Source organism: Ruegeria sp. K3 (genome assembly GCF_056531845.1).
Map to the genome: position 1 here is coordinate 1 of NZ_JBQFMM010000003.1, position 19,333 is coordinate 19,333.

Genomic DNA, 19,333 nt, shown 5'->3' on the forward strand with positions numbered 1-19,333 from the left:
CCAAATTCCGAAAGTGGAATCGGCGCAGCCGATTGCATGTATCGGGTGCGGGAGTGGTCGCTCACCCGCAGTGCTTAGACCTGACGGACGGCACCTTTTGCGGCACTGGTCGTCAATTTGGCATAGGCTTTTAGCGCGGTGGACACTTTACGCTTACGTGGTGCAACGGGCTGCCAGCCCTTCTCGTCCTGCTCTTCGCGCCGCGCGGCCAGGTCTTCGTCGGAGACCGCCAGATGGATGCTGCGGTTGGGGATGTCGATCTCGATTTTGTCGCCGGTTTTCACCAGCCCGATCTCGCCTCCTTCGGCGGCTTCGGGTGAGACGTGTCCAATCGACAGGCCGGACGTGCCGCCCGAGAAACGACCGTCAGTCAGCAGCGCGCAGGCTTTGCCCAGCCCTTTGGATTTCAGATATGAGGTCGGGTAGAGCATTTCCTGCATGCCCGGCCCACCGCGCGGGCCTTCGTAGCGGATGACCACCACGTCGCCTTCCTTGACCTTGCCGGTCAGAATATCATTCACTGCCTGATCCTGGCTTTCGCAGACATAAGCTGAGCCTGTGAATTTCAGGATGTTCTCATCCACACCCGCAGTTTTCACGATACAGCCGTCGCGCGCAATGTTGCCGAACAATACCGCCAGACCGCCATCCTGGCTGAATGCATGCTCTTTCGAACGGATCACGCCGCCTTCGCGGTCAGTATCCAGCTCCTTGTAGCGGTTCGACTGGCTGAAGGCTTGTGTAGTACGCACGCCGCCGGGCGCCGCTTTGAATAGGTCCTGAGCCTTCGGGTTGTTGGCGACTTTGATGTCCCAGTTGGCAATTGCTTCGCCCATGGTGCCCGAATGCACTGTATGGCAATCCTCATGCAGCAAGCCTGCGCGGCTGAGTTCACCGAGGATCGAGAAGATGCCACCCGCGCGGTGGACGTCTTCCATGTGCACGTTTTCGATGTTGGGCGCGACTTTGCACAAACAGGGCACTTGGCGGCTCAGGCGGTCCATGTCGGACATGGTGAAATGCACTTCACCTTCGTGCGCGATGGCCAGCAAATGAAGCACCGTATTGGTCGATCCACCCATTGCGATATCCAAGCTCATGGCATTTTCGAACGCGTCGAACGTGGCGATTTCACGCGGCAGGAAGCCTTTCTCGTCCAGATCATAGTGGCGCTTGGTGATCTCGACGATGCGGCGACCAGCTTCCAAGAACAACTCTTTACGGTCGGCATGTGTGGCCAGGGTCGAGCCATTGCCCGGCAGCGCCAGACCCAGTGCCTCGGCCAGACAATTCATCGAGTTCGCGGTGAACATGCCCGAGCATGAACCACAGGTTGGACAGGCGTTTTCTTCAATGTGTTGCACCTGCTCATCGGTAAATCGATCATCCGCTGCGGCAACCATCGCGTCGACAAGGTCGATCTTCTTGGCGTCCAGATCGGCGATGTCGATCTTGCCCGCCTCCATAGGTCCACCCGAGACAAAGATCGCAGGGATGTTCAGACGCATGGCCGCCATCAACATGCCGGGCGTGATCTTGTCGCAGTTCGAGATACAGACCATAGCGTCCGCGCAGTGGGCGTTAACCATGTATTCAACAGAATCCGCAATCACCTCACGCGAGGGCAGCGAATACAGCATCCCGTCATGGCCCATGGCGATGCCATCATCGACCGCGATGGTGTTGAACTCTTTGGCGACACCGCCAGCGGCCTCAACCTCACGCGCAACCATCTGTCCCAGGTCCTTTAGGTGGACGTGACCGGGTACAAACTGGGTGAACGAGTTGACGATGGCGATGATCGGTTTGCCGAAATCGTCGTCTCCCATACCGGTGGCGCGCCACAGGCCGCGGGCACCGGCCATGTTACGGCCATGGGTGGAGGTTCTGGATCGGTACATTGGCATGATGCTGTATCCCTATTGCCCAAACTGCGATATTGGGTGTGTACGTTATAGCGCACGTATCATATGTACGTTATAACGCACAAGACAAATCGCAGGGCGCGGCTATGGAATCGGACGAACTAACGCTGAAACTAAGGGATGTGCGGGCGGCATCCGGGCTGAGCCTGTCAAAAGTCGCGGAACTCACCGGGGTCAGCAAAGCTATGCTGGGCCAGATCGAGCGTGGCGAATCAAGCCCGACCATCGCGACCCTGTGGAAGATCGCGAAGGGTTTCCAGCTCCCGCTGAGTGCATTGATTGGTACTGCTGCAATGCGTGACACGACAGATGCTGATGTGTTCAGTACCGTGAGATTTCCGGGAAGTATCGAAGTCAAGATTGTCTTTCCTTTTGATCCCGCATTGGGGGCCGAAACATTTCATGTCGAGTTGTCACCCAATCAAAGCCACGAATCTCCGGCCCATGCAGCAGGTGTAACCGAAGAGGTTTTTGTTCTGAGCGGAGCTTTGGACGTGCTGCGAAATGGAAATTGGGTTCCGCTGCAATCCGGTCAAGGGTTGCGATTTTCTGCGGATGTGCCGCATGGATACCGCGCTGGTGATCAGGGAGCTGCTTTTCTAAATATGCACCACTATTCGCAACCAGCGGAAGTTTCAGAATAGGAAAGCCCCATACAATGACCGCACTACTGGACAGTTTGACCGTCGTCGATGCCATCGGCTCATTCGGGGCTTTGATCGTTGTTGCTGCATATTTTGCGACCCAGATGCGAGTGATGAACTCGGAGGATCTGGCCTTTCCGCTGGTGAATCTTATCGGTTCGGTGCTGATCGTGTTCTCACTGCTGCAGAACTTCAATCTGGCGTCGATGCTGATCGAAGGCTTCTGGATCATCATCAGCGTTATTGGGATCATCCAGTATTATCGCCTGCGTCGATTGCGATAAATCCAGTGTGGTCGGGACGCTAGCGCTATCCAGCCTTGAACCTGCATCCCGCCAAGTATAGGGAAAACCCAAGCTCGCTTAGGGGAGGCATAGATGCAGGACGATCCAAAAACCCTCGTTTCTACCGAATGGCTTGCCGCACATCTCAAGGATCCGGATCTAAGGATTCTGGATGGGTCGTGGTACCTGCCGCAGCAAGCGCGAGACGCCAAGGCAGAGTATGACTCTGCCCACATCCCTGGTGCGCGGTTCTTTGATATTGATGAGATATCCGACCATCGTTCTGACCTGCCGCATATGGCACCTCCGGTCGAGAAGTTCATGTCGCGCCTGCGCGCGATGGGCGTTGGCGATGGCCATCAGGTCGTGGTCTATGACGGCGCGGGGCTGATGTCGGCGGCGCGGGTCTGGTGGTTGTTCCGTCTGATGGGACAGGACAATATTGCCGTTCTGGATGGTGGACTGCCCAAATGGCAGTCTGAAGGGCGCGAGATCGAAGACCTGCCCCCCATTATTCGCGACCGTCATATGACGGTGCGGGTTCAAAACCACCTTGTCCGCGATGTGACGCAAGTTTCATCAGCCGCGAAGCTTGCGGATCACGAGATCATCGATGCCCGCTCGGCGGCCCGTTTCGTCGGGACCGAAGCTGAACCGCGCGAGGGGTTGCGCTCGGGTCATATCCCAGGCTCGCGCAACGTGCCTTTTGGAATGCTGTTGAACAAGAATGGCACGATGAAGTCGCCCGATGACTGCCGCGCGGTTTTCGAAGATGCCGGCGTCGACTTATCGAAACCCGCGATCACATCCTGTGGCTCTGGTGTGACTGCCGCAATTCTCAGCCTTGCCTTGGAACGCATGGGCAAGAAAGACCACGCGCTATATGACGGCTCCTGGGCTGAATGGGGTGCCTTCCCAACCCTGCCCGTCGCAACCGGAGAGAACTGATGTTCGAGAACCTTAAACCGCAGCCGGCAGACAAGATTCTGGCGTTGATGCAGATGTACCGCGACGACCCACGTGATCAGAAGATCGATCTGGGCGTTGGCGTCTACAAGAACGCCGAAGGGGTCACTCCGGTGATGCGCGCGGTGAAAGCAGCTGAAAAGCGTATTCTCGAAGAGCAGGAGAGCAAGGCTTATACCGGTCTGGCTGGTGATCCAGCCTTTGCGGACGCGATGATCGACTTGATCCTCGGAAATTCTGTCCCGCGTGGCAACATTGCAGCCGTAGCCACCCCCGGTGGTACCGGAGCCTGTCGTCAGGCGTTTGAGATGATCCGTATGGCCAACCCCACCGCGCGTGTTTTCGTGTCGAACCCCACATGGCCAAACCATTTGTCGATCCTGAACTATCTAGGGATCGAGATAGTCCAATACCGTTATTTCGACGGAGAATCGCGTGGCGTCGATTTCGACGGTATGATCGAGGACCTGAAAACTGCCAATGCAGGCGACGTGGTTCTTCTGCACGGCTGTTGCCACAACCCAACGGGTGCCAACTTAAATATGGTGCAATGGCAAGAGGTCGTGAACCTGATCAACGCACGTGGCCTCGTCGCAATGATCGACATTGCCTATCAGGGCTTTGGCGACGGTCTGGAAGAAGATGCGCAGGCAACCCGTCTGGTCGCATCGTCAGTGAAGCGCTGCCTGATCGCGGCGTCTTGTTCGAAGAACTTCGGCGTCTACCGCGAACGCACCGGCCTGCTGATGGCGATCAGTGACGATCCGGCACAGACTGCACTGAACCAGTCTACGCTGGCATTTTTGAACCGCCAGAACTACTCATTCCCGCCTGATCACGGCGCGCGGGTGGTGACGACGATCCTGAATGACGATGCTCTGCGGGCAGATTGGGCGACCGAATTGGAAGATGTCCGCCTTTCCATGCTGGGCCTGCGTCAGCAACTGGCTGATGAGCTGCAGAGCCTTAGTGGATCGGATCGATTTGGATTTATCGCCCAGCATCGCGGCATGTTCTCGCGACTGGGCGCCGCGCCAGAACTGGTTGAAAAGCTGCGTGCCGATCACGGCATTTACATGGTCGGTGACAGCCGTCTGAACATCGCTGGTTTGAACGCCAATACTGTGCCCATTTTGGCGCAGGCGATTGTAGATGTCGGCGTCTGAGCGATATCTTTGAATGAAGGAAAACCCGGGCGCGAACGCCCGGGTTTTTTTGTTTTTACTTGGTTGGCTATTAGCCCTTGGAGAATTCCGGATACGCTTCCATACCCAGTTCAGCCATGTCGAGGCCGTTGATCTCGTCCTCTTCGCTAACACGGATACCTACGGTGGCCTTCAGGATCGACCAAAGGATAAGAGCAGCACCAAAGGTGAAGACACCATAAGCAATGATCCCGGTCAGCTGAGTGATCAGGCTGGCTTCGCCATAGAAGATCACGGCGATGGTGCCCCAGATGCCAGCGAACAGGTGGACCGGGATGGCGCCGACTACGTCGTCGATCTTGAACTTGTCCAGCATCGGAACCGCGAAGACCACAATGATGCCGCCCACAGCACCGATCCACAGAGCGCCGAACAGGGTTGGGGCCAGCGGCTCAGCAGTGATCGACACCAGTCCCGCCAGCGCGCCGTTCAGCACCATGGTCAGGTCGGGCTTTTTGTACAGCAGCTGTGTCATGATAAGGGCGGCAACGGCACCGGATGCAGCGGCCATGTTAGTGTTGGCAAAGATGCGCGATACGTCCGAGACATCTCCTACAGTGCCCATCGCCAGCTGCGAACCACCGTTGAAGCCGAACCAACCCAGCCACAGGATAAAGGTACCCAGAGTGGCCAGAGCCAGGTTCGAACCAGGCATCGGGTGCACTTTACCGTCCTTGTACTTACCGATGCGCGGCCCAAGGATGAGAGCACCTGCCAGAGCCGCCCAGCCACCGACCGAGTGCACGATGGTTGAACCAGCGAAGTCCGAGAAGCCTGCTTCGGACAGCCAACCACCACCCCACTGCCACGAGCCCGAGATCGGGTACATGATGCCGGTTAGGACAACAACGAAGGCAAGGAAGGGCCACAATTTGATCCGTTCAGCCACCGCACCGGACACGATCGAGGCGGTCGCTGCGACAAAGACCAGTTGGAAGAAAAAATCCGAACCGATTGAGGCGTAGTCAAGCGCCGCAGCATCTGCACCGACACCCACTGGGTCAAGCACGGTGGTCGAGAAGAACGGGCCCAGCCAGCCAGAAATGGTCCAACCATCACCGGGGTACATCAGGTTGAAGCCGATCAGCCAGTACATGATCGCGGCGATTGAAAACAGCGCGATGTTTTTGGTCATCTGCATCGCGACGTTCTTTGAGCGCACCAGCCCGCCTTCGAGCATGGCAAAGCCTGCAGCCATGAAGAACACCAGGAAACCGCCCATCAGGAACAGCAGCGTGGTGAAGATATATTGGGTGTGTTGCGCGGGCTCTCCGGTAGCGGCCTCTTGCGCAAGACCCATCTGCGGCAGTGCGACGATCGCAGCGGCAGGGATGAGAGATTTCATCAGGTTCATTGTTAGTCCTCGAGTGATTGTGAGTAAGCGCGCTTAAAGCGCCTCTTCGTTGGTTTCCCCGGTCCGCACGCGCAGGGCTTGCTCGACATCGAGGACGAAAATCTTGCCGTCACCGATCTTGCCGGTCTTGGCGGTTGTGGTGATGGTTTCGACGATCTGGTCGGCCATGGTGGCGGGCACCACGATCTCAAGCTTGATCTTGGGAACGAAATTCACGGCGTATTCGGCACCGCGATAAATCTCGGTGTGACCCGATTGCGAGCCAAACCCTTTGATCTCAGTCACCATCATGCCGCGCACGCCTGCATTGGTCAGTGCTTCGCGCACCTCCTCAAGCTTGAACGGTTTGATTGTCGCAATGATCAGTTTCACGTCTTTCCCCTCTACTACTCCGGGCGGCCCGGCATTTTGCACCTGCAGAAAAATGCGCGACAGAGGTTCAGATGGAACGTTTTCGGAGGGTAAATGAGGGTAAAAAATCAGCAATTATGCACAATTTTTGCACAAAACACGCTATTTGGTGAAAATATAGGCAAACTTGTGAGGGGAAATACGGGTATTTCACACCTCTACATGGCCGTTCCGGCGGGGTATGGTGCCCCAAAAGCATAACCGGGCAGAGTTTGAGCATGACTGAGTCCAACCGTCGCAAATCGCGCCTTGTCGCGGATAAAAGGTACCCGACCAAAGGCCGAAAGCCTGCGGCGACCAAGCGGGCTGCAAAACCCGCTGGTAAGAAGTCGACGGCCCGAAAAGCCGCTCCGCGCAAAACGGCGCGGAAGAAAACGCGGCGCAGTTCTGGTGGGAAGGGCGGTGGCATTTTCCGCCGGCTGTTCCGCTGGCTCTGGCGCATAATTTGGGGGATCACTTGGAGGGTCGGCGCAGTGGCGGGGTTGCTGTTGGCGCTGGCGGTGGGTGTTGTTTACACCTCATTGCCGGATGTCGATGCCCTGCTTGATGGGCGGGCACGTGGTTCGGTGACCTTGCTGGATCGCGACGGCAAGGTCTTTGCCTGGCGCGGCGATCAGTTTGGCGGCGTGATTACGGCGGATACAGTTTCGCCGCATCTCAAGAACGCCGTGATCGCAACCGAGGATAAACGGTTCTACCGCCATTTCGGCGTCAGCCCGCGCGGTGTCGCCAGCGCGGTACGCATCAACCTGAGTGAAGGACGTGGACCGCTGTCTGGTCACGGTGGTTCAACGATCACCCAGCAAACCGCGAAACTTCTATGCCTGGGTGTGCCTTATGAGCCCAGCGAATGGGAGTCTGAGGCTGCATATGAAGCCGATTGCCGTCAGGGTTCGCTATGGCGCAAGGCGAAAGAGGCAGTTTATGCCATTGCGATGGAGGTCAAATACTCCAAGGATGAAATTCTGACGATCTATCTGAACCGCGCCTTCCTCGGTGCGGGAGCCCGCGGCTTCGAGGCCGCCAGCCAGCGGTATTTCGGTATTTCAGCAGCCGAAGTGTCTCCGGCCGAGGCGGCAATGCTGGCAGGTCTATTGGTGGCCCCGACACGCTATGCGCCAACGAACAACCTGCAACGTTCACAAGATCGGGCACGTTTGGTGGTTGGGCTAATGGAGACTCAGGGCTATCTGAGCAGCGCGCAGGCCAGCGAGGCCCGCAGCCGTCCGGCGCAGTTGTCCGAGGCCGCTGCCGCGCGTGCTGGTGGTTACTTTGCCGATTGGGTCATGGCCAGCGGGCCTGAGTTTTTCACACGTAACACAACCGAGGACGTGGTGATCCGAACCACGCTGGATCAGCGCATTCAAACGTCGGCAGAAGAGGCGCTGAAATTCATCTTCCAGGAGAAGGTGCGCGAAGGCTCCAAAGCACAGGCCGCTATTGTGGTGATGTCAGCGGATGGCGCGGTTCGAGGTATGGTCGGTGGGCGCAAGACCCGTGTTTCGGGGGCGTTCAACCGGGCTACGCAGGCTCTGCGTCAAACGGGTTCGTCGTTCAAACCGTTTGTCTATGCGACGGCCTTGGAGTTGGGATATTCACCGTTGGACACGGTGATGGATGAACCAACGTGCTGGAACATCGCAGGTTCAGGTCAGTGGTGTCCGAAGAACTACACCAATAAGTTCTATGGCCGGGTGACATTAGCAGATGCGTTGAAGAATTCGTTGAATATTCCCGCGGTCAAGGTGGCGGATATCTCGGGGCTGGATAACGTGCGCACGGTTGCCAGTGGTTTTGGCCTTTCAAGTGATCTGGCCGAGGGCCTCGCGCTGGCGCTCGGCGCATCGGAAAGCACGCTGATAGAGATGACGGGCGCTTACGCTGGTATCCTGAACGGCGGTTCAGCGGTGGAACCCTATGGTCTGACCGAGTTGAAGCTGCTTGGTGAGACCGATCCAGTTATGATCACGACAACCGGTATTGGTGAACGCGTCATCAACGACAAGGCCGCCAAACAACTGACCTGGATGATGGAGCGTGTGGTCTCTGAAGGTACAGGCGGACGGGCAAAGCTGCCGGGCTGGCAGGTGGCGGGCAAGACCGGCACGACCCAGGCCGCGCGGGATGCCTGGTTTATCGGATTTACCGCGGACTACGTTACGGGCGTTTGGATGGGGTATGATGACAATACGCCGTTGTCAGGTGTCACGGGTGGAGGCTTGCCGGCGGAGATATGGAAAGAGACCATGCTGCGCGTGACAGAAGGGATGACGCCCACGCCGTTGCCCATGTTGGTGCCGGACCCACCGGTTAGAACCGCGCAGCCGCAGCAACAGCGCCGTAAGAATCAAACCGGTTTGGACCGTGCGATCAACAACCTGCTGAACAACATCTTCGGAAACTGACCAACAAAAAAAGGCGGTGCGCTGGGCACCGCCTTTGATGTCTGAATGATCGTAAGATCAGACGCTTTCGTCTAGCGCTGCCAGAATTGCATCACCCATTTCGCTGGTCGAAACCGGCTCAACCCCTTCTTCGGCCAGCAGGTCAGCTGTGCGAACGCCGTCGGCCAGAACCTTCTCGATCGCGGTTTCCAGACGATCCGCTTCGTCGCCCTGGTCAAAGCTGTAGCGCAGTGCCATGGCGAAGCTGAGGATACACGCAATTGGGTTGGCCTTGCCTTGACCTGTAATGTCCGGGGCCGAGCCATGAACGGGTTCATACATGGCCTTAGGGCGGCCATTCGCCATCGGTGCGCCCAGCGAGGCAGACGGCAGCATGCCCAAAGACCCGGTCAGCATCGCTGCGCAATCGGATAGTACATCTCCAAACAGGTTGTCGGTGACGATCACGTCAAACTGTTTGGGCGCGCGCACAAGCTGCATCGCGCCGTTGTCTGCATACATGTGTGACAGCTCGACCTCGGGGTATTCCTGACCGACACGTGTCACGACCTCGCGCCACAGGATGCCCGATTCCATCACATTGGCTTTTTCCATCGAGCACAGTTTCTTGTTCCGGCGCATCGCCAGCTCAAACGCGGAACGTGCTGCGCGTTCGATCTCGGATTCGGTGTAGCGCTGGGTGTTGATGCCAACGCGCTCATTGCCTTCTTCAAAGATGCCGCGCGGCTCACCGAAGTAGACACCCGATGTCAGCTCGCGCACAATCATGATGTCGAGGCCAGCGACCACATCCTTCTTTAGCGAAGAGAAATCCGCCAGCGCGTCGAAGCACTGAGCTGGGCGCAGGTTGGAATACAGGTCCATTTCCTTGCGCAAACGCAGCAGTCCGCGTTCGGGTTTCAGGCTGAAATCCAGATCGTCATACTTAGGGCCGCCAACAGCTCCCAGCAGAACAGCGTCGACCTCTTGTGCCTTGGCCATGGTCTCATCCGACAGGGGCTTCCCGTGCGCATCATAGGCAGCGCCGCCGACCAGATCCTCGCTCACGTCAAATTGAAGACCGCGATTGGCGCCGAACCAATCGATGATTTTGCGCACTTCGGCCATAACTTCCGGGCCAATTCCGTCTCCGGGCAGGATGAGGAGCGAGGGGTTGGTCATCGACAGTCTCCTTGCGTTTTGTCGCACAGGCCCTAGCGTTTGCGGCGCATCGGGTCAATGAGACGAACCCATCAAATCACGAGGAAACCACATGCTGACACCCGGAAATCCGGCCCCATCGCTAAAAATCGAAACAGTAAGCCATGGCACCTTTGATCTTGAGCGCGACACTGGCGAAAACGGAACGCTGGTGATTCAGTATCGCGGTCTGCATTGCCCGATCTGCGTTCGCCAAATGAGTGAGGTCGAGGCTGCGCTGGATGAATTCGCCGAGCTGGGGGTTGAGGTGATCATGATCACCACGGATACCGACGAACGTGCGGCCGAGACGGTTGAGAAGGCCGGAGTGTCGAAGCTGCGCGTAGGATACAGCCTGTCCATGGCCGACGCGCGGGATGTCTGGGGCCTGAACATCTCGGTGGCTCGTGAAGGTAGTGCCGAGCCAGCGTTGTTCGCTGAGCCGGGACATTTCTATATCAAACCTGATCAGACCCTCTATTACGTCTGGCAGCAGACAACGCCTTTTGCGCGACCGCCGATGTCGGACATCGTCGGCGGTTTGAAATTCACCTTGGCCAATAACTATCCTGCGCGCGGCACCTATACCGGCGCGCTGTAGGCGGTTTTAAAGCCGGGCCTTCAACCCGTCGGCCAGCAGATCCCAGACTCTGCGAATGCGCGGGGTCTGTCGCATCGCCTGAGGGGCAGCCAGCCAGACCGGTAGCACCGGTATCTCGACATCAATATCTAGCACTTCGACCAGAGGATCGGACTGTGCGATGCTGAGTTGGCTGAAGCCCACCCCACACCCTGCGCGGATCAATTCCCAATAGGCAGTCTGGTTGTCGCATCGCGTGGCAAAGCTGTCCCGGCTGGCAGGCCAGCCCTTGTTCCGCATAGCGGTGATGATGTCTTCATTGGTGTCAAATCCCACAAGATCGTGCTGCATCAACTCTGTCGGGGTCATTGGTCGCCCTGCACGATCCAGATAGCTTTGGGCGGCGCAGAAACATAACGGCACCTCGCCGATATGCTTTGCCACGATGTCGACCTGTTCGGGCCGATACATGCGCACGGCAATATCGGCCTCGCGGAACAGCAAGTTTTCGCTGGCATCCGAGGCGACCAGATCAAGCTGAATGGCCGGTTCTGCCTCACGGATTGCGGCAAGTATCGGCGGCAACAGGTGATGCGATACAAATACCGAAGCGGTGATCCTGACCGACCCTTCCAGCTGTTGCGCCTGACCCGCTGCCGTCAGCCCCAGGGCATTGACTGCGCTGTACATCTGCTGCGCCATTGGCAGCACTTGCTGCCCCACCTCGCTGAGCGTCAGTCCACGCGCGTGACGATCAAACAGCGAGACCCCCAATTCTTCTTCCAGCGCATGCACCTGACGTCCAAGCGTCGGCTGGCTGCGACCCAGTTGCTTTGCGGCTGCGGATAGTGAGCCGGTTTCGGCAACCGCCAGAAAGCTTTGAACTAAGGACCAGTCGGATAGTTGGAGTGTTTTAGCCATTCAAAAACGAATACATAATCTGCGATTTTTCGCAATTTCCAAAACATCGTGAATGAATAGATTGATCCGGAACGGAGGGATCAATGCCACAAACGGTACTTATTCTCGGGGCCACCGGTCGATTTGGACGCAACGCTGCAAGAGCCTATTCGGATGCGGGATGGATTGTGCAAAAGTTTGATCGACGCAGGGAGGAATTGCGCACGGCGGTACATGGAGTAGACGTCATCGTGAACGCCTGGAACCCGCTTTACCCCGACTGGGCGGAGCAGGTGCCAGAGTTGCATCGTCAGGTAATCGCCGCTGCATCAGAGCGTGACTTGACGGTCATTGTACCGGGGAACGTTTATGTTTTCGGTGCGGATACGCCCGGCCCCTGGTCGACTAGGACACCGCATCTTGCGCGAAATCCGTTGGGACGCATTCGGATCGAGATGGAAGAGGCTTATCGTGCCTCGTCGGTTCGGACCATCATGTTGCGGGCAGGTGATTTCATAGATACCACGGCCTCTGGCAATTGGTTCGATCAGATTCTCATCAAACACTTGCGGCGCGGGCGCTTTGTGTATCCCGGCAATCCGGATATCGCGCATGCTTGGGCCTATCTGCCCGATTTAACTCGCGCTGCTGTGGAATTGGCAGAAATGCGCAGCCTGCTACCGCGTTTCTGCGATGTCCCCTATGCTGGATACACCTTGACCGGCAATGAAATGGTATTGGCGCTTTCGCAGGTTGCGGGGCGTGAACTCACCCTTAAACAGATGGCATGGTTGCCTTTGCATCTGGCCCGCCCGTTCTGGCGTATGGCGCCTCATTTGCTTGAGATGAGGTATCTATGGAATACTTCTCACCGGCTGGACAGACGCCTCTTTGATGCTCTGCTCCCGGAATTTGCGCAGACCGACCTAAATGACGCGTTGAGGAACGCCGTGTCTGAACCTGTGCAATATGAATCCCGCCAGCGATTCGGCACAGTCATACGGTCATGATCGAAGCCTATTCGTCGAACAGATCGACCCAGACAAGCCGGTGACGGCTTGCGGCGACGGCCGCGTCACGGGATGTGGGCTCCGGCCAGTAAATGCCCGCATCGTGCACACGCCAACCCGCCGAAGGTAGGACATAATCCACTCTCATCTCGCCAACGCCCTTCCACAAAACTGTTGAAGTTGACCCCGCAGGGTCAACAGGCATCGGATCCTGCAGTTGCGGATTGGCCAGAAGATTACGGATTGCTGATTTGCGACCCTCGCCTTTGTAAGGATCCTGGTTCGCATCACCTGCGATGACAAAACGGCCTGTAGGTTTCTCACCCAGATCACCGTTCAGCAAAAGCGACCAGAGCCGAATTTCATCCCGGTTGCGCAGTCCGTTCCGATCTTCAGGTCCATCAAAGACAGGCGGGCTGGCGTGAAACGTCATCAGGTTTAGGCGACCACCTGGGGTGTCGACCGGAACGACCCAATGCGATGTAGAAGACAGCCGCTGAACAGCCTGCGCTTGTGGTGATGGGAAGGGCTCTCCATCCTCGGCTGGCAGCTGGGCATCCGGCAAGTCGCGCCACCGCATCTGGGTGAATGACCGCACTTGATCGGTAGCGATAGGATAGCGGGACAGCACTGCCAGCCCATTCTGGCCGGTGAACCGCCCCCAGCCTTGTGCATCGCCCGGGCCGCCCGTATCGCCGTCCCCATCCAGATCCAATGCGGTTTCGATCCCGGAATTGGGTTGCTCGGCGTAACTGTATCGATAATCCAAGCCGTTGCTTTTCAGCGCCTCGACCAGCGCAGCAAGGGCAAGCCCGTCTAAATCCCAATCGATGCCTTGCAGCGCGACGATATCGGAACGGGTTGTCATCAGCACCTCGATCACCGCAGCGACCTGAGGGTCGTTCCGCCGAATATCACGCAGCAACAGGCCGGGACCTTCGCGACTGAGTTCTGTATTGAAACTTGCGATGCGCAATGTCTCTGCCTGTGCCGTAAACGGCAACAGCAACAGAGCCAGCAGTCGGATCATGCGATCTGAGTTGACTCGGAAGTTGAGTATGCGCGGCGCTTCTCAACGATCAGGCCGGCAATGCGCAGTGTCGCCATGCCTCGCATGATCATGCTGGCAGGCAGGAATGCCCATGCGCAAAGGGTCCAGATCAATGTCTGCGGATTGCTGAGCGCGATCGGCGTGATGAAAGCAGCCATCAGTTTGATCAGGGCGGGAATCAGGAAAGGCAGCAAAGCCCCAATTGCGATGTTGAGCCGCCCGTCACGCTGCAGACGGGTGACCACATCACCACCCTTGGTTGGGTCAAACAGCGGTAGATTGGTCCAGACGTTGAACGCGCCGTTGCCTGTTGGCCATCCCCGAAGCTTCACTGCATAGGCAAAGCTGGCGATGGTAACCAAGGCCGCGACATAAGCGACGCTGGCGGAGATACGCACCAAATCTACGAGGGGCTGGCTGGCATCGGCGGGCAGCATCAGAACCACAAGACGAACGGGGGAGTAGGGGAAATCCACCACATTCGCAACCATCAGGCCAACTGAATAAAACAGGCCAGTAAGTTCCGAGGGGGCATAGGCGTTTTTGCAGATCAGCGTCAGGAAGGTGACCATCGACATCAGGCCGACAAAGCGCAGCCTGTTCACGGGCGGTGCGTCACGAAATTCGATAAAGCTGGGAAAGGCCGAATTGTATTCTGAGAAGGTCAGGATAAACGCAAGGATCGCCAGAAAGACGACAATCTCAGTCCCGTTAGACGTCGATGTAGGCAGGTACAACGCAGGGGTCAGCACCATCAGTGCTACCAATAATCCACGTATCGCCGCCCCCGTTGTGCGTGCAATCACAATCCGAACCCTTTTCCAAACCGGCGTAGTCGATTCTGTGCCGACTTATCGTCCAACTTGTGCTCACCGCTCGTTCGTTGGCGGTTACCTCATGGGTGCCAACATTGCCGATAAGCGGTATTTCGCTCAAGCCAATGAGCAAATAACATGCAATTTCGGGCAAAATGATGGCGCAACTGGTGCGGGATTGCATCAATTTGGACGCAAATCCGACGTGTATCTCAAAGTGATACCTAGATGTAGTAGATTGGGGCAATTTAACCCCAAGAATGCGAACGGGGCCGCGCTTGCGACCCCGTTAGGTTGAGTATCAACAGATTCGTCCCCAGAATCATACCCAGGGACGGGCTTGGCTTGCGTGATCCTCGAACTTGTCGATGTGATGGTCTTTTTCCATCGTCAGACCAATATCGTCCAGACCGTTCAGCAGGCAATGTTTGCGGTGCGGGTCGATGTCGAATTCGATAACCACGCCATCCGATGTGGTGATCTGCTGATCTTCCAGATGCACGGTCATGCGGGCGTTTTCGCCCTTATGCGCGTCATCCATCAGGATCGCGTGATGCTCTTCCTCGACCACGATGGGAAGGATGCCGTTTTTGAAGCAGTTGTTGAAGAAGATGTCGGCAAAGCTGGTCGAGATCACAACCTTGATGCCAAAATCCTTGATCGCCCAAGGGGCATGTTCACGGGATGAGCCGCAGCCAAAGTTGTCGCCTGCGACCAGAATCTCCGTCTGACGATAGGCGGGCTTGTTGAGGACGAACTCTTCATTCTCCTGCCCGTCATCGTGATAGCGCATCTCGTCAAACAGCACGACACCCAGGCCCGACCGTTTGATGGTTTTCAGGTGTACCTTGGGGATGATCATATCGGTGTCGATATTGATCAATGGCATCGGGGCGGCCACCCCGTGGACTTTTTCAAACTTTTCCATGTTCACACTCCTGCGGGAGAGGCCGCGCCCGTGCCCCGCGTTTAAGCTTCTTTTGTTTCGTCTTTGGGTGCGTTCTTGACGAAGAACGCCATGAAGACCAATCCGAACCCGTTGAACAGCATCTCAATGCCCAGGAAGATCCCCAGGATGCTCAGCAATGCCTGCGGTTCCTGCCCGACATAGCTCCAGATGATACCTGCAAGGATGATCGACAAGATGCCCGAGATCATCGTGGGCCAGAAAAACTGCGTTCCTTTCATCTGGAACGACAGAATGATCCGCGCGATGCCGCCTGCCATGAACAGGATCAGCACCACAGTCGCGAGTGTCAGCGTGCCCTGCAGTGGATGATCCAGAAAGGACCAGCCCAGGAACAGCATGACCGCACCCATGATGAGTGACAGGATCTTGTTGCCGGTGCCTTCAACCGTGAAGCCACCAACGATCTGCAATCCGCCCGCAATCAACAGCAACACGCCGGTCACTACTGTAACGGCAACGGATGCCACGACCGGCGCGCCCAATACGAACACACCGAATGCTATGGACAAAAGTCCCAGCAGCAGCCATTTGACCCAATCACTCATGTTAGTCTCTCCATCAAATATCTAGATATGAGAGACTCTTACATCAATTCACGGACGTCTGTCAGCCGTCCTGTGATTGCCGCTGCGGCAGCCATGGCCGGGCTCAGCAGATGGGTGCGCCCACCGCGGCCCTGACGGCCTTCAAAGTTGCGGTTCGAGGTCGCCGCGCAGCGCTCGCCCGGTTGCAGCTGGTCGGGGTTCATCGCCAGACACATCGAGCATCCTGCCAGACGCCATTCGAACCCGGCGTCCTTGAAGATCTCGGCCAAACCTTCTTCTTCGGCCTGTGCACGCACCAAACCCGAGCCTGGTACGACCATGGCGCGCATCCCGTCCTTGATCTTCTTGCCTTTCAGAATCTCGGCTGCGGCGCGCAGGTCTTCGATCCGGCCGTTGGTGCACGAGCCGATGAAAACGGTGTCGATTTCAACCTCGCTCAGCTTCTGACCGGCTTCCAAGCCCATATACTCGATCGAACGGCGGGCCGCGTCGACCTTGCCGCCTTCGAAATCTTCGGGATGCGGTACGGATGCGGTGATCGGCAGCACATCCTCGGGACTGGTGCCCCAAGTGACGACTGGCGCGATATCTTCACCACGCAGCGTGATGACTTTATCGAAATGCGCATCTTCGTCGGTGTAAAGCGTCTTCCACCAGTCCATCGCGGCTTCCCACTGCGCGCCTTTGGGGGCATGCGGGCGGCCTTTGACATATTCAAAGGTGGTCTCATCCGGCGCGATCAGGCCAGCGCGGGCACCGCCTTCGATGGCCATGTTACAGACGGTCATGCGCCCTTCCATCGAAAGATCGCAGATCGCTTCGCCGCAATACTCGATGACATAACCTGTGCCGCCAGCAGTACCGGTCTCGCCGATCACAGCCAGAGTGATATCTTTGGCGGTCACACCCGGCTGCAGTTTGCCGGTGATTTCGACCTTCATATTCTTGGACTTCTTCTGGATCAGAGTCTGGGTGGCCAGAACGTGTTCAACCTCGGACGTGCCGATGCCGTGGGCCAGAGCGCCGAATGCACCATGAGTCGCCGTGTGGCTGTCGCCGCAAACAACGGTCATGCCGGGCAGGGTCCAGCCCTGTTCGGGGCCGACGATATGCACAATGCCCTGACGGACGTCGTGCACAGGGTAATAGTGAATGCCGAAATCCTTGGCGTTCTTGTCCAGTGCCTCGACCTGAATGCGTGATTCCGGGTTTTCGATACCATTCACACGGTCCGGCGTGGTCGGAACGTTGTGATCCGGCACGGCGATGGTTTTTTCTGGCGCGCGCACCTTGCGGCCCGCCATGCGCAGGCCTTCGAACGCCTGTGGGCTGGTCACTTCGTGAACCAGATGGCGGTCGATATACAGCAGGCAGGTGCCATCATCGGCCTCGTGGGCGACATGGGCATCCCAGATCTTGTCATAGAGTGTTTTGGGGGACATCGGTCCTCTCCCGTATGAAATGAGAAATAGCTGGCGAGTTGGCTTAGGCCGCCGATAGGCGGGCCAAGACCGTACGGGCAGCCCCAAAGAACCGTTCACGCAGACGCGCGCGATCTTCCAGATTCTGTTCTTGGGCCACATTGAGTCTCATACGCACCAGATATAACGGGCATTCGTGTCAATCAAGGTTCAATCCCAACCGTCTCACTGCGGGCTTGCATCATCCAGCATCGCTGTCCAAGCTGACCTGCAGGAGAGGTGAATGAACCAGGATTTACTACCGGAGACGCTCTCGGAGCTTTACGCCAACATGACGGCGGCGTTTTCCTCGCAAATTGAAGGTCTGGTCGAGTTGATCGTCACCCCAGGATGGCGGCAGTATCAACTCATCATCATCCTGTTTCTCTGGGCAATCTCATTCTTGCTGAAACTGCTGACGCAGGGCCGATGGGAAACCTGGGCGAGGGCCCGGGTGGGATGGCCGAAATGGCGTCTGCGGATATTGATACAACTGATGCGCCGTCTGACATTGGTCTATTTTGTGTTGCTGTCTGGTGGGCTTTATCTGGTGATGCAACAGGTCACATGGCCGTCGCGGAGCTATATACTTGGTGTCTTCGCAACGCTGGCTGTTGCATGGCTGGCCATCGCGTTGGTTTCGCGATTGGTGAGAAACCGAACGCTGCGACAAATATTTAAATGGTCTATGTGGGTCTATGCCACGCTGATTGCGTTGAACCTGACGGATGATGTAGCCGGTTTCCTAGACGGCGTCGCCATTTCTATCGGTGATCTTCATATCTCGGCGCTGGGCATCATCAAGGCTGTACTGCTGATCGGCGTCCTGCTGACTTTGGCGCGTGTCGGCACACGCGCGGCTGAGCGCGGCCTTACGAACAATCAAGACATAACACCATCGATGCAGGTTCTTCTGGCCAAGGGTATTCAGGTGCTGCTCTACGGGGCAGTGTTCATGGCGGCGATCCGCACCCTCGGGTTTGATCTGACTGGCATAGCGTTGCTGTCCGGGGCCATTGGCGTCGGGATCGGGTTTGGCCTGCAAAAAGTGGTTTCGAACCTGATCTCAGGCATCATCATCCTGATGGACCGGTCGATCAAACCGGGCGACGTGATTTCACTCGGGGACACGTTCGGTTGGATTAACGCGCTGGGCGCGCGCTATGTCTCGGTGGTTACGCGGGATGGTCGGGAATATCTGATTCCAAACGAAGATCTGATTACCAATCAGGTTGTAAACTGGTCGCATTCCGACCGTTTCGTGCGGTTGGATCTTGATTTCGGCACCAGCTACGACGACGACCCGCACAAAGTCCGCGCGACAGCGATCCGTGCCGTCAAGACGGTCGGTCGAGTGCTGAGTGGAGGCAAACATGAACCTGTCTGCCATATCACTGGTTTCGGTGACAGCAGCGTGGACTATGTGTTGCGCTTCTGGATCAGTGATCCAAACAAGGGTCTGACAAACATTCGGGGCAATGTCTTCCTGGCGCTGTGGGATGCGTTCAAGGTAGAAGACATCTCGCTTCCGTTCCCGCAGCGTGAAATCCGCGTATTGGGCGGCCCGGAGGCCGACGCCGAGGTGCAACATCTCGCCAAAGAGTGACTGGATGTGGGGCGCAGCGTCGG

General features: G+C 57.2%; 19 protein-coding genes. 8 read left to right on the forward strand and 11 right to left on the reverse strand.

Features of this window, described 5'->3' with window-relative positions; translation table 11 throughout:
- Window positions 1-74 precede the first annotated feature (74 nt).
- Window positions 75-1,907, reverse strand: a complete 1,833-nt coding sequence (gene ilvD / locus ACR0MP_RS06465) for a dihydroxy-acid dehydratase (RefSeq protein ID WP_170408716.1) — start codon at window positions 1,905-1,907, stop codon at window positions 75-77.
- 104 nt (window positions 1,908-2,011) lie between these two features.
- Here ilvD and ACR0MP_RS06470 point away from each other — a divergent pair, with 104 nt between their 5' ends.
- From ACR0MP_RS06470 to ACR0MP_RS06485, 4 genes are all read left to right on the forward strand, one after another.
- Window positions 2,012-2,569, forward strand: a complete 558-nt coding sequence (locus tag ACR0MP_RS06470; protein WP_170395136.1) for an XRE family transcriptional regulator — start codon at window positions 2,012-2,014, stop codon at window positions 2,567-2,569.
- Window positions 2,570-2,583: 14 nt separating this feature from the next.
- Entirely contained in the window at window positions 2,584-2,853 is a 270-nt protein-coding gene (locus ACR0MP_RS06475) for a CBU_0592 family membrane protein (protein WP_170395139.1), read from the forward strand.
- A 93-nt stretch (window positions 2,854-2,946) separates the two neighbouring features.
- Window positions 2,947-3,801, forward strand: a complete 855-nt coding sequence (gene sseA / locus ACR0MP_RS06480; protein WP_170736852.1) for a 3-mercaptopyruvate sulfurtransferase — start codon at window positions 2,947-2,949, stop codon at window positions 3,799-3,801.
- Window positions 3,801-4,985 carry an amino acid aminotransferase gene (locus tag ACR0MP_RS06485; protein ID WP_170408714.1) on the forward strand — a complete coding sequence of 395 codons (1,185 nt, stop codon included), beginning with the start codon at window positions 3,801-3,803 and terminating at the stop codon, window positions 4,983-4,985. Before sseA ends, ACR0MP_RS06485 begins: the two co-directional genes overlap by 1 nt.
- 70 nt (window positions 4,986-5,055) lie before the next feature.
- On the opposite strand, the gene ACR0MP_RS06490 is transcribed toward ACR0MP_RS06485, so the two are convergent.
- Together ACR0MP_RS06490 and ACR0MP_RS06495 are read right to left on the reverse strand one after the other, a co-directional pair.
- Entirely contained in the window at window positions 5,056-6,378 is a 1,323-nt protein-coding gene (locus tag ACR0MP_RS06490) for an ammonium transporter (protein ID WP_170395150.1), read from the reverse strand.
- 33 nt (window positions 6,379-6,411) lie between these two features.
- Window positions 6,412-6,750 (reverse strand): P-II family nitrogen regulator, encoded by a 339-nt coding sequence (locus ACR0MP_RS06495; protein ID WP_039541190.1) that lies wholly within the window; start codon window positions 6,748-6,750, stop codon window positions 6,412-6,414.
- Window positions 6,751-7,007: 257 nt separating this feature from the next.
- On the opposite strand from ACR0MP_RS06495, the gene ACR0MP_RS06500 reads away from it, so the two are divergent.
- Window positions 7,008-9,194: a transglycosylase domain-containing protein gene (locus ACR0MP_RS06500; protein ID WP_480886167.1), complete on the forward strand. Its 2,187-nt coding sequence runs from the start codon at window positions 7,008-7,010 to the stop codon at window positions 9,192-9,194.
- A 57-nt stretch (window positions 9,195-9,251) separates the two neighbouring features.
- On the opposite strand, the gene leuB is transcribed toward ACR0MP_RS06500, so the two are convergent.
- Window positions 9,252-10,355 carry a 3-isopropylmalate dehydrogenase gene (gene leuB / locus ACR0MP_RS06505; protein ID WP_170408712.1) on the reverse strand — a complete coding sequence of 368 codons (1,104 nt, stop codon included), beginning with the start codon at window positions 10,353-10,355 and terminating at the stop codon, window positions 9,252-9,254.
- A gap of 91 nt (window positions 10,356-10,446) precedes the next feature.
- On the opposite strand from leuB, the gene ACR0MP_RS06510 reads away from it, so the two are divergent.
- Window positions 10,447-10,974: a redoxin domain-containing protein gene (locus ACR0MP_RS06510; RefSeq protein WP_170408711.1), complete on the forward strand. Its 528-nt coding sequence runs from the start codon at window positions 10,447-10,449 to the stop codon at window positions 10,972-10,974.
- Window positions 10,975-10,980: 6 nt separating this feature from the next.
- Here ACR0MP_RS06510 and ACR0MP_RS06515 read toward each other — a convergent pair whose 3' ends face one another.
- The gene (locus ACR0MP_RS06515; RefSeq protein WP_170408710.1) at window positions 10,981-11,874 is read right to left on the reverse strand and encodes a LysR family transcriptional regulator; all 894 of its coding nucleotides are present in this window, start codon (window positions 11,872-11,874) and stop codon (window positions 10,981-10,983) included.
- 83 nt (window positions 11,875-11,957) lie between these two features.
- On the opposite strand from ACR0MP_RS06515, the gene ACR0MP_RS06520 reads away from it, so the two are divergent.
- Entirely contained in the window at window positions 11,958-12,863 is a 906-nt protein-coding gene (locus tag ACR0MP_RS06520) for a sugar nucleotide-binding protein (protein ID WP_170408709.1), read from the forward strand.
- 7 nt (window positions 12,864-12,870) lie between these two features.
- Here the strand turns inward: ACR0MP_RS06520 and ACR0MP_RS06525 are convergent, their stop codons facing one another.
- From ACR0MP_RS06525 to ACR0MP_RS06550, 6 genes are all read right to left on the reverse strand, one after another.
- On the reverse strand, window positions 12,871-13,893 hold the full coding sequence (locus tag ACR0MP_RS06525) for an endonuclease/exonuclease/phosphatase family protein (RefSeq protein ID WP_480886170.1): 1,023 nt from the start codon (window positions 13,891-13,893) through the stop codon (window positions 12,871-12,873).
- Entirely contained in the window at window positions 13,890-14,720 is an 831-nt protein-coding gene (locus tag ACR0MP_RS06530) for a hypothetical protein (RefSeq protein ID WP_170395166.1), read from the reverse strand. Before ACR0MP_RS06530 ends, ACR0MP_RS06525 begins: the two co-directional genes overlap by 4 nt.
- 331 nt (window positions 14,721-15,051) lie before the next feature.
- Window positions 15,052-15,657, reverse strand: a complete 606-nt coding sequence (leuD, locus tag ACR0MP_RS06535) for a 3-isopropylmalate dehydratase small subunit (protein ID WP_170691699.1) — start codon at window positions 15,655-15,657, stop codon at window positions 15,052-15,054.
- Window positions 15,658-15,698: 41 nt separating this feature from the next.
- Window positions 15,699-16,244 carry a DUF308 domain-containing protein gene (locus ACR0MP_RS06540; protein ID WP_170691696.1) on the reverse strand — a complete coding sequence of 182 codons (546 nt, stop codon included), beginning with the start codon at window positions 16,242-16,244 and terminating at the stop codon, window positions 15,699-15,701.
- 38 nt (window positions 16,245-16,282) lie between these two features.
- Window positions 16,283-17,686: a 3-isopropylmalate dehydratase large subunit gene (gene leuC, locus ACR0MP_RS06545; protein ID WP_480886172.1), complete on the reverse strand. Its 1,404-nt coding sequence runs from the start codon at window positions 17,684-17,686 to the stop codon at window positions 16,283-16,285.
- A 43-nt stretch (window positions 17,687-17,729) separates the two neighbouring features.
- Window positions 17,730-17,825 (reverse strand): isopropylmalate isomerase, encoded by a 96-nt coding sequence (locus tag ACR0MP_RS06550; protein WP_260023663.1) that lies wholly within the window; start codon window positions 17,823-17,825, stop codon window positions 17,730-17,732.
- A 123-nt stretch (window positions 17,826-17,948) separates the two neighbouring features.
- Here ACR0MP_RS06550 and ACR0MP_RS06555 point away from each other — a divergent pair, with 123 nt between their 5' ends.
- Window positions 17,949-19,310 (forward strand): mechanosensitive ion channel domain-containing protein, encoded by a 1,362-nt coding sequence (locus ACR0MP_RS06555; RefSeq protein ID WP_170408707.1) that lies wholly within the window; start codon window positions 17,949-17,951, stop codon window positions 19,308-19,310.
- The last annotated feature ends 23 nt before the right edge of the window (window positions 19,311-19,333 follow it).

Bases quoted from the DNA above. Each gene is read 5' to 3' on its own strand.
- ilvD (WP_170408716.1), bottom strand. From the start codon at position 1,907: ATGCCAATGTACCGATCCAGAACCTCCACCCATGGCCGTAACATGGCC.
- ACR0MP_RS06470 (WP_170395136.1), top strand. From the start codon at position 2,012: ATGGAATCGGACGAACTAACGCTGAAACTAAGGGATGTGCGGGCGGCA.
- ACR0MP_RS06475 (WP_170395139.1), top strand. From the start codon at position 2,584: ATGACCGCACTACTGGACAGTTTGACCGTCGTCGATGCCATCGGCTCA.
- sseA (WP_170736852.1), top strand. From the start codon at position 2,947: ATGCAGGACGATCCAAAAACCCTCGTTTCTACCGAATGGCTTGCCGCA.
- ACR0MP_RS06485 (WP_170408714.1), top strand. From the start codon at position 3,801: ATGTTCGAGAACCTTAAACCGCAGCCGGCAGACAAGATTCTGGCGTTG.
- ACR0MP_RS06490 (WP_170395150.1), bottom strand. From the start codon at position 6,378: ATGAACCTGATGAAATCTCTCATCCCTGCCGCTGCGATCGTCGCACTG.
- ACR0MP_RS06500 (WP_480886167.1), top strand. From the start codon at position 7,008: ATGACTGAGTCCAACCGTCGCAAATCGCGCCTTGTCGCGGATAAAAGG.
- leuB (WP_170408712.1), bottom strand. From the start codon at position 10,355: ATGACCAACCCCTCGCTCCTCATCCTGCCCGGAGACGGAATTGGCCCG.
- ACR0MP_RS06510 (WP_170408711.1), top strand. From the start codon at position 10,447: ATGCTGACACCCGGAAATCCGGCCCCATCGCTAAAAATCGAAACAGTA.
- ACR0MP_RS06515 (WP_170408710.1), bottom strand. From the start codon at position 11,874: ATGGCTAAAACACTCCAACTATCCGACTGGTCCTTAGTTCAAAGCTTT.
- ACR0MP_RS06520 (WP_170408709.1), top strand. From the start codon at position 11,958: ATGCCACAAACGGTACTTATTCTCGGGGCCACCGGTCGATTTGGACGC.
- ACR0MP_RS06525 (WP_480886170.1), bottom strand. From the start codon at position 13,893: ATGATCCGACTGCTGGCTCTGTTGCTGTTGCCGTTTACGGCACAGGCA.
- leuD (WP_170691699.1), bottom strand. From the start codon at position 15,657: ATGGAAAAGTTTGAAAAAGTCCACGGGGTGGCCGCCCCGATGCCATTG.
- ACR0MP_RS06540 (WP_170691696.1), bottom strand. From the start codon at position 16,244: ATGAGTGATTGGGTCAAATGGCTGCTGCTGGGACTTTTGTCCATAGCA.
- leuC (WP_480886172.1), bottom strand. From the start codon at position 17,686: ATGTCCCCCAAAACACTCTATGACAAGATCTGGGATGCCCATGTCGCC.
- ACR0MP_RS06555 (WP_170408707.1), top strand. From the start codon at position 17,949: ATGAACCAGGATTTACTACCGGAGACGCTCTCGGAGCTTTACGCCAAC.